Raw genomic sequence first — 14,732 nt, forward strand, 5'->3', positions numbered from 1 at the left:
GTCCCGCGTCACGACTCGTGGCGTGACAGGAACTCGTACACCTCGGTGTCGTCGACACCGGGGAAGGTGCCGCGGGGGAGCGGAGCGAAGGTGTGCGTGTGCACGCGTGCGCTCGGCCACGCCTTGTCCTTCCACCGTGCGGTGAGTTCGTCCGAGGGGCGGCGGCAGCAGGCCTCGTCCGGGCACGTCGACACGGCGCGTTCCGTCGTCTCCCGGCCCCTGAACCACTTCGCGTCGTCGAACGGCACGCCGACGCTGATCGAGAACTCCCCGTCGGACGTCGATCCGGTCTGCGTCGCGCACCAGAAGGTCCCGGCCGGCGTATCCGTGTACTGGTAGAGCTCCGTCGTCCGGTTCGTGCGGTCGAACGCGCTGCGCGCGCTCCACTTCCGGCACACCATCTGCCCCTCGATCGCTCCCGTGACGTCCGTGGGGAGCGGGAGAGCGTCGTTCTCGTAGCCGCGGAGGAGCGCGCCGTCGCCCGAGACGCGCAGGAAGTGCATGCGCATATCGAGCTTCGAGGTCGCGAGGTTGGTGAACCTGTGCGCCGCCGCCTCGTGCGTCACCCCGAAGGCGTCGCGGAAGTCCTCGATCGCGAGGTTCCTGTCCCGCTTGGCCTGGGTGAGGAACGAGACGGCGGCGGTCTGCGGCATGAGGCAGCACGCCGCGTAGTAGTTGATCTCGAGCCGCTGCCGCAGGAACTCCGCGTAGCTCTCCGGGCGCTCATGACCGAGCACGCGGTGGGCCATGGCCTGGAGCGCCATCGACCGGAGGCCGTGGCCGCCGGGGATCGAGGCCGGCGGAAGGTAGATGCGCCCGTTCTCGAGGTCGATGACGCTGCGGGCCGAGCTCGGCAGGTCGGACACGTAGATGAGGGTGAACCCGAGCTGCTCGGCCATGATGCCGACCGTCCGGTGGGTGAGTGCGCCCGATACGTGACCGGCGGCGCGAACCCGTTCCTCCGCAACGGTCTCGATGTCGGGGAGGTAGTTGTCCTGGCGCCGCAGGAGTTCGCGCAGCTCCGTGTTCGCGCGCCGCGCCTCCTCCGGCGTCGCGATCGCCTCGCTCGCGCGGCGCTGGAGCTCGCGGTGCAGGCCCACGACGGCCTCGAGCGTCTCGTCGGAGGTCCCTTTCGTCACGCGGACGCGCGGCAGTCCGAGTGAGGCGTACAGGGCGCCCCGTTGCGCGCGCTCGAGCTCGATCTCGAGCGAGGCGCGGCGCGAGGGGGCTTCGCCCGAGAGGAGCTCCGCGAGGTCGAGCCCGAGCTCGCGGGCGATCGACTGGAGGGTCGAGAGCTTCGGTTCCCGCTTGCCGTTCTCCACGAGCGAGAGCTGGCTCGGCGCCACCCCCGTGCGCTCGCCGAGCGCGTCGAGGGTGAGGCCCGCGGCCGTGCGGAAGTGGCGGAGGCGGTGCCCGAGGGTGTCGAGTTCGGCGTTCGATGAGGCCATGGCCTTGACAATATCGAAAGAATTGCGATTCTTTCCACTACATCTTCCGATATGTGCGGTTCATTCCATTCCAGACTGAGGTCAACACCGATTCTTGAACGCAACCCGATGGAGGGAACTCGCCATGAGCATCGCGCAGATCACGGACGTCGACCGGGCCGACGTCGACGAGACCACCCCCACCGCACACCGCGGCATCGAGGCACTCCGCGCGTGGGTCGACCAGATCGCCGCCCTCACCGAGCCGGCGGACATCGTCTGGTGCAACGGCTCGCGTGCCGAGTCGGACCGACTCACGAAGCAGCTCGTGGCCGAGGGCAAGCTCATCAGACTCAACCCCGAGTGGCGGCCCAACAGCTTCCTCGCACGCACCGACCCGAGCGACGTCGCCCGTGTCGAAGCGCGCACCTTCATCTGCACGACGTTCGAGGAGGACGCCGGCCCCACCAACAACTGGGTCGCTCCCGAGGAGATGCGCACCGAGCTCGACGGTGTCTTCGCCGGCAGCATGCGCGGGCGCACGATGTACGTCGTCCCGTTCTCGATGGGTCCGGTCGGAGGTCGGCTCTCGCAGCTCGGTGTCCAGCTCACCGACTCGGAGTACGCCGTGCTGTCGATGGGTGTCATGACGCGCATGGGCGACCGTGTCCTCGACCTCATCGCGGCCGGGGAGTCGTGGGTCGCGACCGTGCACTCGGTGGGGGCTCCCCTCGCCCCGGGCGATGAGGACGTCGCCTGGCCGTGCAACGAGACGAAGTACATCGTCCAGTTCCCGGAGACGCGCGAGGTGTGGTCGTACGGCTCCGGCTACGGCGGCAACGCGATCCTCGCCAAGAAGTGCTTCGCGCTCCGCATCGCCTCGGCGATGGGCCGCGAAGAGGGCTGGCTCGCCGAGCACATGCTGCTCATCAAGCTCACGGATCCGCAGGGCCGCTCGTTCCACATCGCTGCGGCGTTCCCCTCGGCGTGCGGCAAGACCAACCTCGCGATGCTCCGCCCGTCGCTTCCCGGCTGGAGCGTCGAGACCATCGGAGACGACATCGCCTGGCTGCGTCCCGGCGACGACGGACGGCTCTGGGCCATCAACCCGGAGGCGGGCTTCTTCGGCGTCGCACCCGGTACAGGCGAGTCGACGAACGTGACGGCCGTCGAGACGCTCTGGGGCAACACGATCTTCACGAACGTCGCTCTGCGCGACGACGGCGACGTGTGGTGGGAGGGCCTCACCGACACGCCTCCAGCCCACCTCATCGACTGGGAGGGACGCGACTGGACGCCCACGAGCGGTCGTCCGGCCGCGCACCCGAACTCCCGGTTCACGGTGGCCGCCGCGCAGTGCCCTCAGATGGCGGACGACTGGCAGGCGCCCGACGGCGTGCCCATCGACGCGATCCTCTTCGGTGGACGGCGGGCGACGAACGTGCCGCTCGTCGTCGAGGCGACGGATTGGCGACACGGCGTCTTCATCGGTGCCACGATCTCCTCGGAGAAGACGGCGGCCGCGGAAGGCACCGTCGGCGAGCTGCGCCGTGACCCGTTCGCGATGCTCCCGTTCTGCGGCTACAACATGGCGGACCACTGGGCGCACTGGCTGTCGATCGGCGAGAAGCTGCGCTTCGACCGGGCTCCGCGCATGTTCCAGGTCAACTGGTTCCGGAAGGGACCGGACGGTGAGTTCCTGTGGCCGGGCTTCTCGGAGAACGCCCGCGTCCTCGAATGGATCGCGGGGCGCGTCTCCGGCGACGTCGCCGCGGAGGAGTCGTCGATCGGTCGCCTTCCGCTGCTCGAGGACCTCGATGTAGAGGGTCTCGACCTCGCCGATGGCGCGCTCGAGCGCCTGTTCGCCGTCGACCCCGCGTCGTGGAGTGACGAGGCCGACCTCACCGAGGAGTTCTTCGCTCAGTTCGGCGGCCGACTGCCGGCCGCCCTCTCGACGGAGCTCGCTGCCCTCCGGTACCGCCTGGCCACGACTGTGCCAGCCTGACGGCCCACCCACCCACCTGCTCCTCTCGCCGCGCCTCGTGGGCGGGGGTGGTGGGTCGGGTGGCGGCGCAGCTCGACCTTGGCGGGACCGATCTGCGTCACCACCCGACCCCCCACCCCCTCCACCCCACCCCCGTACCCCAAAAAGACGGCGATACAGCATCAAACCCGGTGCTGTATCGCCATCTTTTTGGGGTGGGGTGGGGTGGGGTGGGGCGGGGGTCAGACGAGGAGCTGGTGCTTCGCGAGGTCGCGGTAGAGCGGAGTCGACTCCACGAGTTCGGAGTGAGTGCCCGAGCCCACCACGCGGCCGTCCTCGAGCACGACGATGTGGTCGCTGTCGACGACCGTCGAGAGCCTGTGCGCGATCACGATGAGCGTGCGGTCCGCCGCGACGGCGTCGATCGCGAGGCGCATCTTCTGCTCGTTCACCCCGTCGAGGCTCGATGTGGACTCGTCGAGCAGCAGGATCGGGGGAGCGGCCACGAGAGCGCGGGCGATCGACAAGCGCTGGCGCTCGCCGCCCGAGAGCATGATGCCGTCTTCGCCCACCGGCGCGTCGAGCCCGGCGGGGTCGCGGTCGAGCACGTCGCCGAGGTTCACGGCGTGGAGCACATCGATGCAGAGCTCGTCGGTCGCCTCGGGGTTGCCGAGGAGCAGGTTCTCGCGGATCGTCCCCGCGAGCACGGGTGCGTCCTGCTCCACGTAGCCGATCCGAGCACGGAGCTCGTCGCGCGGCATCGACCGCACGTCGACGCCGTCGAGCCGCACCACGCCGGACGCGGGGTCGTAGAAGCGCTCGATGAGACCGAGGATCGTGGATTTGCCTGCGCCACTCGGACCCACGAGAGCCGTGCGTCGACCGCGTTCGGCGGCGAAGCTCACCCCCCGGAGCACGGGGTCGCCAGGCATGCGCTTCGCTGTGGAGTCCTTCTCGGTGGACGCCGACTCGGGGGTAACGTCCGGGACGGGGGGCCGGTCGGACGATCCGCCCGTCGCATCGTCGGCGACCGGTCGGGTCGCATACGCGAACACCACGTCGTCGAACGCGATCGCCGGCTGCGCCTCCGCCGGGGTCTTCGGTGCAGCGGCGGATGCGGCGATCTCGGCGTCGTTCGCGTCCTCCGACGGCAGGCCGATGATCTCCTGGATGCGCCCGAGGGCGCCGAGTGCCTGGTTGGTCGCCGTGATGGCGCCGAAGGCCTGGCCGAGCGGCATGATCATCATGAAGAGGAACAGGATGAAGGCGACGAGGTTCGCGACGGTGATCGAGCCGGAGGCCACCCGGAAGCCGCCGACGCCGAGCACGACGAGGAACGACACCTGCAGCGCGATGCCCGCGACCGGTACGATGAGGGCCGAGATCTTCGCGACGCTGATCCCCATGCGCCATGCGCCGGTGGCATCCTCCTCGATCGCGCGGATCTCGCGATCCGTCGCTCCCGCGGCACGGATGGTCCGCACGGCGCTGATGGCACGTTCGACCGAGGCGGCGAGATCGCCCACCTTCTTCTGTGCGCGGGCGCTCGCCACCCGGATGCGTGCCGCGAGGAGGACGACCGTCACGACCGAGACGGCGACGACGAGCACCGTCAGCCCGAGGAGGACCGGATCGATGATGAACATCGCGATGAGTGCGCCCACGAACGTGACGGCTCCGCCGACCGCCTCGACGAGTCCTTGTGTGAGGACGGCCCGCAGCAGTGTCGTGTCGCTGCCGACGCGCGACACCAGGTCGCCCGTGCGTCGGGCGTCGAACTCGGACACGGGGAGGTGCAGCATGCGTGAGACGAGTCGTCGTCGGGAGCTGAGCACGACGCCCTCTCCCGTCCGTTGGAGGAGGTAGTGCTGGTATCCGCTGATGAGTCCGCTCACCACGACCAGGCCGATGAGACCCCAGACGAGGGTGCCGAGCGAGTCGCCGCTCTCCACGATCGAGATGACCTGGCTCACAAGCAAGGGCTGGGCGAGCGACGCGCCGGCCCCGAGGATGCTGAGCACGATGATGAACCACAGGATCCGGCTGTGCTCGAAGAGATACGGCAGGAGCTCGCTGAAGCGGGCGCGGGGGCCTTCGTCGATCTCGCCGCCGCGTCGTCCGCGACCCCGGCCACCCGCGCGTGAGGCGCGTTCGGTGGCCGGCGTCGATCGATCGGAGCTGGTGGTGCTGGTCATTCGTCGGTCCTGTCGGGAAGGGGCGTTCGGGGAGGAAGGGAGGGGTGGTCGATCATCAGCTTCGACCGTATTTCTTGTGAACCGCCTGACGGCTCACACCGAGGCAGAGCGCGATGAGCTGCCAGCTCGCATTCGCGTTGCGAGCGCGTCGAACGGCGATCGTCTCGACCCGGTCGAGTTCGCGACGGAGCGCGGCGACGGCCTTGAGGGACTCGAGGGGGTCGTTGGAGCCCGCGCTCGCCGCGAGTGTGTGGATCGTGGTGGAGTCCACGGCGTCCTCCTTCTCTCAATACAGGGCTCTGTCAACCCAGGTTGACGATCCGACTGTATGTCGAGATCGGAGAAGTGTCAACCTGGATTGACACGAGGGATTCGCCGAAGCGCTTTCAGGACCAGCGCACCCGTTGCACGGCGTGCCACATCTCGAGCGTTCCCGGTCGGCCCGATTGCCGGATGTCGCCGCCGCGGTTCCACAAGCCGAGATAGAGTTCCGCGGCCGTTCCCGAGAATCGGCACCCGGGGGAGTTGCGTCGAGGGGTCGTGTCGACCTCGACGGAGGCCGCACTGATGTCGAGAGTCCAGGCGACGTCGGCGTCTGTCGGGACGACGGCGATGGAGAACGGTTCGTCGACCCTCCATCGCGATGCGCCCCGCGGGAGGAAGCCCTGGACGAGCTCGTCGATCCCGTCCACGGCGAGGGCCGGCGCAATCGCGCTCTCGGCGGCTGTCGGCATGCGACCGAGGGCTGCGGACAGGGCGTCGGCGGCATGGATCGTCGTCTCGTGGGCCTGTCGGCGGGCCCAGAACGCTCGTGGAGGAGGGGCGTCGAGGAGGAAGACCATGGCCGCGGCCTCGGCTGGAGCGGTCCGGATCGCGTCGACGAGGTCGTCGGCGCCGGCGGCGAGCAGCAGCGCGAGGTCCTCGTCCGACCGGCGCAGTTCCGTCTGGGTTCGCGCGGGCGGCCCCTCCCGTCCGCGCACGTTCTCCGCGGCCCACGCGTGCACCATCACGACGTGAGCGATGAGGGCGCGCAGATCCCAGCGCGGGCAGGTGGGCACGGGTGTCGATTGGGGCGCGTTCGCCGCCACATCGAGGAGGCGCGCGACGGAGGTCCGGAGGGCGTCGAGGTGGTCGTCGATCGTGAGCGTCGTGGACACTCGAACATGATGACACCGGACTCCGACATCCGGACGATCGTCGGGGCGCAGCCGCCATCCCCCCACTCGCTCGACCGATGTCGGAGGCCGCGGCTACAGTGAATCACTGTGTCTGCTCCCGTGATCACCGCTCGCTCACTCGTCAAGAAGTACGGCGACTTCGCCGCCGTCGACGGCATCGACTTCGAGGTCGCCCCTGGTGAGTCGTTCGGTCTGCTCGGCCCCAACGGAGCGGGCAAGTCCACGACGATGCGCATGATCGGCGCCGTCTCCAGTCGTACCTCCGGAGAGCTGACGATCCTCGGGCTCGACCCCGACTCCGCCGGCCCGCAGATCCGCTCGCAGCTGGGCGTGGTGCCACAGGCGGACAACCTCGACATGGAGCTCAAGGTCCGCGAGAACCTCCTGGTCTACGGGCGCTACTTCGGGCTGCCCCGAGTGGAGGTGGCGGAGCGCGCCGACGAGCTCCTCGTCTTCGCGCAGCTCGAGGAGAAGGCCAAAGCCAAGGTCGACGACCTCTCCGGCGGCATGAAGCGGCGCCTCACGATCGCGCGTGCTCTCATCAACCAGCCGCGCATCCTGCTGCTCGACGAGCCCACGACCGGTCTCGACCCGCAGGCACGGCACATCCTGTGGGATCGGCTCTTCCGACTCAAGGAGCAGGGCACCACGCTCGTCCTCACCACCCACTACATGGACGAGGCCGAGCAGCTCTGCGACCGGTTGGTCGTGGTGGACAAGGGGGCCATCATGGCGGAGGGATCCCCGGCGTCCCTCATCCGCGATCACTCGTCGCGCGAGGTGCTCGAGGTGCGGTTCGGAAGCGATCGCAACGCCGAAGCGGCCGAGCGGCTCGCGTCCGTCGGCGACCGCATCGAGGTGCTGCCCGACCGCATCCTCGTGTACTCGGCAGACGGCGAGGCGGAACTCGCGCGCATCACGGCGATGGGTCTCACCCCGCTGACGAGCCTCGTGCGCCGATCCAGCCTCGAAGACGTCTTCCTCCGACTCACCGGACGGAGCCTCATCGAATGAGCGCCACCGTCACGCAGCGAGCCGAACCGGCCGTCGCGCGGGCCACGGCCCAGCGTTTCGGCACGTGGTACGTCACCGAGCACAACCTGCGGCGTCTCAAGAACTACGGGTGGACGGTCGTCGCCACGGCCTTCGGCACACCGCTGCTCTACCTGTTCGCCTTCGGCGTGGGACTCGCCACCCTCATCACCCAGAACCGCGGCGAGGGGGCTGTTGCAGGCGTCGACTACCTCGTCTTCGTGGCCCCGGCGCTCCTCTGCACAGCCGCGGTCACGGTCGCCTCGGAAGAGTTCACGTACACGATCATGATGGGCTTCAAGTGGAACCCCATCTTCTTCGCCATGAACGCCGCGCCGCTCCAGCCGTTCCAGATCGTCAATGGCGTGATCCTCTTCGTGGCCATCCGCATGACGGTCACGTGCGGCATCTATTTCGCGATCGTCGCGGCCTTCGGCGCCGTGCAGTCGCCGGCCGGTGTCCTCGGCGTCGCGATCGCGGTGCTCGGCGGACTCGCGTTCGGAACGCCGCTCATGGCCTACAGCGCATCTCTCACGGAGGACCGCGGCCAGTTCGCCATGGTCATGCGCTTCATCGTCGTCCCCATGACGCTCTTCAGCGGCACGATGTTCCCGCTCACGCAGCTGCCCGTCGGCCTGCAGTGGATCGGGTGGATCTCTCCGCTCTGGCATTCGACCGAGCTGGCGAGGGTCACGTCCTACGGAATGACGGAGCCCACGTGGTTGAGCGTCGTGCACGTCGTGTACCTCGTCGCCCTCGCCGCCGTCGGCTGGGTCCTCGCCGCCCGCATCACCGCTCGGAGGTTGAACAAGTGAGCGTCGTGTCCACTCGCAGCCCGTCGCGCGTCGGGGGAGTGAGCGCCCTCTCGGCCGGAAACGCTCGCTCGGTCGTCTACCGAGGCCTCCTCGCCACGAAGAGCTCCAACTACCTCGTGGTGCTCTCGGGATTCTTCGAGCCTGTGTTCTACCTGTTGTCGTTCGGCATCGGCCTCGGGAGCTTCGTCGGGGCCGTCACGGACTCCCGTGGCGACGAGATCCCGTATGCCGCGTTCATCGCTCCGGCGCTCCTCGCGGTCTCTGCGATGAACGGCGCGATCTACGACTCCACGTGGAACGTGTTCTTCAAGATGCGGTTCTCGAAGCTCTACGAGGGCATGCTGGCCACGTCCCTCGGTCCGCTCGACGTCGCGCTCGGCGAGATCGCGCTCGCCCTCCTGCGGGGCGCGCTCTACGCGACAGGGTTCCTCCTCGTCATGCAGGTGCTCGGATTGAACCTCTCGTGGTGGGCTCTGCTCGCGTTCCCCGCGGTCCTGCTCATCGCGTTCGGGTTCGCGAGCCTTGGCATGGCGATCACGAGCTACATGAAGACGTTCCAGCAGATGGACTGGATCACCTTCGTGATGCTGCCGATGTTCCTGTTCTCCGCCACGTTCTACCCGCTCAGCGTCTACCCACCCGTCATCCAGGGCGTCATCCAGGCTCTTCCGCTCTGGCACGGCGTGGAGCTCGTCCGCGGCCTCACCACCGGCTCGGTCGGCCCGTGGATGCTCGTCCACGTGCTCTACTACCTCGTGATGATCGCACTCGGCCTCGTCTTCACGACCCGCCGCCTCCGCGCCCTCTTCCTCGCCTGACCCAGTCCCAGCCCCTGCCTCCGACCCACGGGATGTCGGTCATCGTTCGGGTGACGCAGGCGGACCTCTCCACCCCGGCCGCACCGTACGGACTGATCCGCCGCCACGAACGACCGTGAGGTGCCGCGTCCGGCCGCTCGACCCGACGGTCGGCAACGGAACGCGACACCTCACGGAGGTGGGGGACCGGGTCAGCGGTCGATGTCGATGTCCTTCGTCTCCTTCGAGAGGATGAGCGCGATGAGCGTCAGGACTCCCATCGCGGACAGGTACACGCCCACCCAGAACGGACTGCCGTCGGCGGACGACCACAGCCACAGAGCCACGATGGGTGCAAGCGCCGCACCGAGGATCGAGCTCACGTTGTAGCTGATCGCCGACCCCGTGTACCGCACGTTCGTGGGGAACAGCTCCGGCAGGAGCGCACCCATCGGACCGAACGTCGACCCCATGAGCGCGAAGCCCAAGACGAGGAACAGGATCACGGCCGGGGTGCCGCCGCCGAGCATCGGGACGAAGAGGAAGCCGAACACGATGATGAGGAGCGTCACCACGATGAGCGTCTTCCGTCGCCCGAATCGGTCGGCGAGGGGACCGGACACGAGCGTGAAGATCCCGAAGAACACGACGCCGAAGATGAGCATGAGCACGAAATCGGTGTAGGTGTATCCGAGACCCGGGTAGAACGCTGCGCGGAACGCCTCCTCGTTGAAGGGGTTGCCGGCGGCCTCCGCCGCTGCCTGCGCGTTCGCGGTCGCGACGTCGACGTCGGACGCCTTGGTGCCGTAGGTCAGCGTGAAGTTCGTCATCAGGTAGAACAGCACGTACGTGGCGAGCATGATGAACGTGCCGAGGATGAGCTCGCGCCAGTTCGACTTCAGAACCGTGCCGAGCGGCAGCTTCCGCACCGTGCCGCGGTCGACCGTCTTCTGGAAGGTCGCCGATTCGACGAGACGCAGCCGCACCCACAGGCCGATGATCACCATGACGGCAGAGAAGAGGAACGGGATGCGCCATCCCCAGTCGTCGAACGCCTGCGACGGGGAGCCGGGTGCGTCGGCGTTGGGGAGCGCGGCGTTGATGATGAGGAAGATGCCGTTCGCGATGATGAAGCCGAGCGGTGCGCCGAGCTGCGGGAACGTGCCGTACCAGGCGCGCTTGCCCTTCGGTGCGTTCTCGGTGGCGACGAGGGCCGCGCCGCTCCACTCGCCGCCGAGGGCGAAGCCCTGCGCGAGGCGGAGGACGAGCAGCAGGAGGGCCGCGAACCAGCCGATGTTCTCGTAGGTCGGCAGCACGCCGATGAGGAAGGTCGCGATGCCCATCGTGAGGAGCGACGCGACGAGGGTCGCTTTGCGCCCGAACTTGTCGCCGTAGTGGCCGAACACCACCGCACCGATGGGGCGGGCGATCATCGCGGCGCCGAACGTCGCGAACGAGGCGAGGAGCGAGGTGGTCTCGTCGGCCGCGGGGAAGAAGAGGCGCGGGAAGACGAGGACGGCGGCGGTCGCGTAGACGTAGAAGTCGTAGAACTCGATCGTGGTGCCGACGAGGCTCGCGAGGATGACGCGGGAACGGGGATTGGCGGGCGTCGTGCCCGAAGAGACGGGGGCTGTACGTGACATGGCGGTGCTGAGGTCCAAAGAGGTGGGAGTGATGGACCGCCGCGCGACACGCCGTTCGTGCCTGCGACCGACGGTGGATGCTGGTGGGTCCGCTCGTGACGGACCTGGCAACCCTACGCCTGCGCCGAATTCATCGCCACTTCACAGGGGACGGCTTGACGAGGGCTTCGGCTCCGTCGTCCCGGCGGGCCGTCCGTCAGGCGCGCAACGACCGCAGTGCGACGGCCGTGACGACCGCGGCTTCCGCGGCCTCCCTGCCCTTGTCCTCCTTCGACCCGGGCAGCCCGGATCGGTCGATCCCCTGCTGCTCGTCGTCGAGGGTGAGGAGGCCGAAGCCGACGGGCTTGCCGGTGTCGAGGGCGACACGGGTGAGGCCATCGGTCGCCGCCGCCGAGACGTACTCGAAGTGCGGGGTTCCGCCGCGGATGATCACGCCGAGCGCGACGACGGCGTCCGCTCCCGCCTCGAGGGCGGCTTTCGCGACCACGGGGAGCTCGAAGCTCCCGGGCACGCGCACGAGACGATGTGATGCGCCGGCGTCGTCGAGCGCGGCCGTGGCGCCCGCGATGAGGGCCTCGCTGATCGTCTCGTGCCAGCTGCCGGCGACGATGACCACGTCGAGTCCGCTGCCGTCGACCTGGAGGTCGGGGGATCCTGCACCGCTCATCGGGTGTCCTTCCGTTCGTGTTGCGTCGAGGGAGTGCTACCGGCGCTCGCCGTGTATGGCGGGCTCGGACACGGGGATCACCCGGTCGAGCTGATGCCCCATGCGGTCGCGCTTCGTATCGAGGTAGGCCGCGTTGATCTCGCCGACGCCCACCACGAGGGGGACGCGTTCCGAGACGGCGATGCCGCGCGACTCGAGCTGGCGCACCTTCTCGGGGTTGTTGGTGAGAAGCCGGACGGTCGAGATGCCGAGCTCCTCGAGGATCGCCGTCGCCGCCGTGTAGCTGCGAGCGTCGGCCGGCAGCCCGAGAGCGAGGTTGGCGTCGAGGGTGTCGAGCCCGTCCTCCTGAAGCCTGTACGCGCGCAGCTTGTTGACGAGGCCGATCCCGCGCCCCTCGTGCCCGCGCAGGTAGATCACGATGCCACCGGACCGGTCGATCTCGTCGAGGGCCGCGGTGAGCTGCGGCCCGCACTCGCACTTGAGCGAGCCGAAGGCCTCACCCGTGAGGCACTCGGAGTGGACACGCACGATCGCGCCGTCGGTCGGTTCGCCCGAGATGATCGCGACGTGATCGGCCCCCGTCTCGCGGTCACGGTACGCGCGCACCCGGAACGAGCCGTGTGTCGTGGGGATGGTGGTCTCGACCTCGAAGCGCACGGCCGACTCGTGCGTCGCCTCGCCTGGGGTGCGATCGCAGATACCGGCGGCTTCCGGGTGGGCGTCGAGGAAGTCGATGAGGTCGGCGATCGTGATCACCGGCAGATCCGCCTGCTGCCCGAGCGTGATGAGTCCGGGGAGCCGCATCATGTCGCCGTCGTCCTCGACGAGCTCCGCGATGACGCCGACGGGTTCGAGCCCGGCGAGCGTCAGCAGATCGACGGCCGCCTCGGTGTGACCGGCGCGGGCGCGCACGCCGCCGGCGACGGCACGGAGGGGCAGGATGTGGCCAGGACGGATCACGTCGGACGGTCCGGACGCCGGATCCGCGAGGGTGCGGAGGGTGTGGGCACGGTCGTGCGCGCTGATACCCGTCGTCACGTGCGATGCGGCGTCCACCGAGATCGTGTAGGCGGTGCCGCGCGGGTCCTCACTGCGCGCCACCATCGGCGGCAACTCGAGACGGTCGGCTGTCGCACCGGTCATGGGAGCGCACACATAGCCACTCGAGTGCCGGATGATCCACGCCATCCACTCCCGGGTCGCGAACTGCGCAGCCATGATCGCGTCACCCTCGTTCTCGCGTCCTTCGTCGTCGGCGACGATGACCGGCTTGCCCGCGCGGAGCGCGTCGAGCGCCTCGGGGATCGTTGCGATGGTCATGATGCATCATCCCTTTCGGAGAGCGTTCGGAACGCGAGCATACGCTCGACGTGGCGGGCGAGGATGTCGGTCTCGATGTTGACGACGTCTCCGACCGCGAGTGACCCGAGGCTCGTGACGGCGAGCGTCTCGGGGATGAGCGACACCTCGAACCAGTGGTCCGTCGTGGCCGGCTCCGACAGCGAGCTGACGGTCAAAGAGACTCCGTCCACCGCGATCGACCCCTTGTCCACGACAACGGGAGCGAGCGCAGCCGGGAGCGCGAACCGGAGGACGCGCCAGGCGGATCCCTCCGTGATCGACCGGAGGGTGGCCGTGCCGTCGACGTGGCCCTGCACGATGTGCCCGCCGAGTCGGTCTCCCACCTGGGCCGCCCGCTCGAGGTTGACGCGGCGGCCGGCCACGACCGTGTCGAGGCTCGACATCGCGAGGGTCTGCGCCATGACGTCGGCGGTGAAGCTCTCGTCGCCAGCGGTCACGACGGTGAGGCAGACCCCGCTGACCGCGATCGAGTCGCCGATGTGCACACCCGTGACGGCGAGGGGGCCGCGAACGGTCAGACGGGCGGCGTCGTCTCCGCGCTCGACGGCGACGACTTCGCCGAGTTCTTCGATGATTCCCGTGAACATGTCAGTGACGTCCTTTCGGAGCTGCGATGAGGAGGAGATCCGGACCCAGGGCGAGCGTCTCGCGGACGTCGAGCCGGAGGCCGTCCGCGATAGTGGTCGCGCCGATGTCGATGATGGCCGTGCGGGGCCCTCCGAGGATCGTGGGGGCGAGGTAGACGTGGTACTCGTCGACGAGCCCCGTCGCGATGACCGCGCTCGCGAACCGGGGGCCGCCCTCGATGAGGAGGGTGCGAATGCCGCGGGAATGGAGCGCGACGAACTCTCCGACCAGGGAGTTACCCGGCGACGTGAGGAATCCCCGCGGGTGCGAGCGCACACGGGCGCCCGACGGGATCGCGGTGCGGCCGAACACCACGGGGATCGGCTGACGGTCCGCGAGGGCGTCTCCGTCGCGTGCGGTGAGGGCCGGATCGTCGGCGAGGACGGTGCCCGTCCCCACGCCGATCGCGTCCACTGAGGCGCGGCGGCTGTGCACGTCGGCTCGCGCGATGGGGCCTGTGATCCAGCGGCTCGATCCATCCGCCGCGGCGACCCGTCCGTCGAGGGTCGACGCCCACTTGACGGTGATGAGGGGGCGCCCCAGGCGTGCGGTGACGAGCCAGTCGTCGAGGAAGATCTCGCCTTCCTCGCGGCGGAATCCGGCGACGACCTCGACACCCGCGGCGCGCAGTCGTTCCGCTCCACCGCCCGACGTGCGTCCCGGATCGTCGACGGCGTACACGACGCGCGCGACGCCGGCGGCGATGAGTGCCTCGGCGCACGGCCCCGTCCGGCCGGTGTGGTTGCAGGGTTCGAGGGTGACGACTGCTGTCGCGCCGTGCGCGGCTCCGGCAGGGAGGTGAGAGAGAGCGTCGACCTCGGCGTGGGCCGTGCCGGCGCCGCGGTGGTGTCCTTCGGCGATCACGCGCCCGCCGGCGTCGAGCACGACGCACCCCACGCGGGGGTTCACGCCGCGAGCGGGGCCGAGGGCGGCGAGCTCGAACGCACGCGTCATCGCCTCGTCGATGCTCCGATCCGCCGGCATCTCCCGCTCCGTCCGTGTTCG

At 69.1% G+C, this 14,732-nt stretch carries 13 protein-coding genes; 4 read left to right on the forward strand and 9 right to left on the reverse strand.

Annotation, left to right across the window (positions count from 1 at the left end):
* Positions 1-8: 8 nt before the first annotated feature.
* Positions 9-1,448, reverse strand: coding sequence for an XRE family transcriptional regulator (locus CLV49_RS11630; protein WP_106563688.1), 1,440 nt, complete (start codon positions 1,446-1,448; stop codon positions 9-11).
* Positions 1,449-1,572: 124 nt separating this feature from the next.
* On the opposite strand from CLV49_RS11630, the gene CLV49_RS11635 reads away from it, so the two are divergent.
* Entirely contained in the window at positions 1,573-3,432 is a 1,860-nt protein-coding gene (locus tag CLV49_RS11635) for a phosphoenolpyruvate carboxykinase (GTP) (protein ID WP_106563689.1), read from the forward strand.
* 221 nt (positions 3,433-3,653) lie between these two features.
* Here CLV49_RS11635 and CLV49_RS11640 read toward each other — a convergent pair whose 3' ends face one another.
* The 3 genes from CLV49_RS11640 to CLV49_RS11650 form a co-directional block, all read right to left on the reverse strand.
* Positions 3,654-5,606: an ABC transporter ATP-binding protein gene (locus CLV49_RS11640; protein ID WP_106563690.1), complete on the reverse strand. Its 1,953-nt coding sequence runs from the start codon at positions 5,604-5,606 to the stop codon at positions 3,654-3,656.
* Positions 5,607-5,661: 55 nt separating this feature from the next.
* A complete protein-coding gene (locus tag CLV49_RS11645) occupies positions 5,662-5,877 on the reverse strand; it encodes a hypothetical protein (RefSeq protein WP_424978401.1) in 216 nt (71 codons plus the stop codon).
* 115 nt (positions 5,878-5,992) lie between these two features.
* Positions 5,993-6,763 (reverse strand): maleylpyruvate isomerase family mycothiol-dependent enzyme, encoded by a 771-nt coding sequence (locus CLV49_RS11650; RefSeq protein ID WP_158261965.1) that lies wholly within the window; start codon positions 6,761-6,763, stop codon positions 5,993-5,995.
* 108 nt (positions 6,764-6,871) lie between these two features.
* Between CLV49_RS11650 and CLV49_RS11655 the strand changes: the two genes are divergently transcribed.
* Genes CLV49_RS11655 through CLV49_RS11665 form a run of 3 tightly spaced genes read left to right on the forward strand, consistent with a single transcriptional unit; the run spans position 6,872 to position 9,449 of the window.
* Positions 6,872-7,798 (forward strand): ABC transporter ATP-binding protein, encoded by a 927-nt coding sequence (locus tag CLV49_RS11655; RefSeq protein ID WP_106563692.1) that lies wholly within the window; start codon positions 6,872-6,874, stop codon positions 7,796-7,798.
* Positions 7,795-8,631: an ABC transporter permease gene (locus tag CLV49_RS11660; protein WP_106563693.1), complete on the forward strand. Its 837-nt coding sequence runs from the start codon at positions 7,795-7,797 to the stop codon at positions 8,629-8,631. The genes CLV49_RS11655 and CLV49_RS11660 overlap by 4 nt, the downstream gene beginning before the upstream one ends.
* A gap of 5 nt (positions 8,632-8,636) precedes the next feature.
* Positions 8,637-9,449 (forward strand): ABC transporter permease, encoded by an 813-nt coding sequence (locus tag CLV49_RS11665; RefSeq protein ID WP_424978398.1) that lies wholly within the window; start codon positions 8,637-8,639, stop codon positions 9,447-9,449.
* Positions 9,450-9,640: 191 nt separating this feature from the next.
* On the opposite strand, the gene CLV49_RS11670 is transcribed toward CLV49_RS11665, so the two are convergent.
* The 5 genes from CLV49_RS11670 to ribD all read right to left on the reverse strand — a co-directional run bounded on the left by CLV49_RS11670 (position 9,641) and on the right by ribD (position 14,711).
* Positions 9,641-11,071: an MFS transporter gene (locus CLV49_RS11670; protein WP_106563695.1), complete on the reverse strand. Its 1,431-nt coding sequence runs from the start codon at positions 11,069-11,071 to the stop codon at positions 9,641-9,643.
* Positions 11,072-11,267: 196 nt separating this feature from the next.
* Entirely contained in the window at positions 11,268-11,738 is a 471-nt protein-coding gene (ribH, locus tag CLV49_RS11675) for a 6,7-dimethyl-8-ribityllumazine synthase (RefSeq protein ID WP_106563696.1), read from the reverse strand.
* 36 nt (positions 11,739-11,774) lie between these two features.
* A complete protein-coding gene (gene ribA, locus CLV49_RS11680; protein WP_106563697.1) occupies positions 11,775-13,058 on the reverse strand; it encodes a GTP cyclohydrolase II in 1,284 nt (427 codons plus the stop codon).
* Positions 13,055-13,687 (reverse strand): riboflavin synthase, encoded by a 633-nt coding sequence (locus CLV49_RS11685; protein ID WP_106563698.1) that lies wholly within the window; start codon positions 13,685-13,687, stop codon positions 13,055-13,057. Before CLV49_RS11685 ends, ribA begins: the two co-directional genes overlap by 4 nt.
* Before the next feature lies 1 nt (position 13,688).
* Positions 13,689-14,711 (reverse strand): bifunctional diaminohydroxyphosphoribosylaminopyrimidine deaminase/5-amino-6-(5-phosphoribosylamino)uracil reductase RibD, encoded by a 1,023-nt coding sequence (ribD, locus tag CLV49_RS11690; RefSeq protein WP_243696598.1) that lies wholly within the window; start codon positions 14,709-14,711, stop codon positions 13,689-13,691.
* Between the last annotated feature and the right edge of the window lie 21 nt (positions 14,712-14,732).

The organism is Labedella gwakjiensis, assembly GCF_003014675.1.
GTDB lineage: Bacteria > Actinomycetota > Actinomycetes > Actinomycetales > Microbacteriaceae > Labedella > Labedella gwakjiensis.

Coding starts and splice junctions, on each gene's coding strand:
- CLV49_RS11685 (WP_106563698.1), bottom strand. CDS start 13,687: ATGTTCACGGGAATCATCGAAGAACTCGGCGAAGTCGTCGCCGTCGAG.
- CLV49_RS11630 (WP_106563688.1), bottom strand. CDS start 1,448: ATGGCCTCATCGAACGCCGAACTCGACACCCTCGGGCACCGCCTCCGC.
- ribA (WP_106563697.1), bottom strand. CDS start 13,058: ATGACCATCGCAACGATCCCCGAGGCGCTCGACGCGCTCCGCGCGGGC.
- CLV49_RS11670 (WP_106563695.1), bottom strand. CDS start 11,071: ATGTCACGTACAGCCCCCGTCTCTTCGGGCACGACGCCCGCCAATCCC.
- CLV49_RS11635 (WP_106563689.1), top strand. CDS start 1,573: ATGAGCATCGCGCAGATCACGGACGTCGACCGGGCCGACGTCGACGAG.
- ribD (WP_243696598.1), bottom strand. CDS start 14,711: ATGCCGGCGGATCGGAGCATCGACGAGGCGATGACGCGTGCGTTCGAG.
- CLV49_RS11640 (WP_106563690.1), bottom strand. CDS start 5,606: ATGACCAGCACCACCAGCTCCGATCGATCGACGCCGGCCACCGAACGC.
- CLV49_RS11660 (WP_106563693.1), top strand. CDS start 7,795: ATGAGCGCCACCGTCACGCAGCGAGCCGAACCGGCCGTCGCGCGGGCC.
- ribH (WP_106563696.1), bottom strand. CDS start 11,738: ATGAGCGGTGCAGGATCCCCCGACCTCCAGGTCGACGGCAGCGGACTC.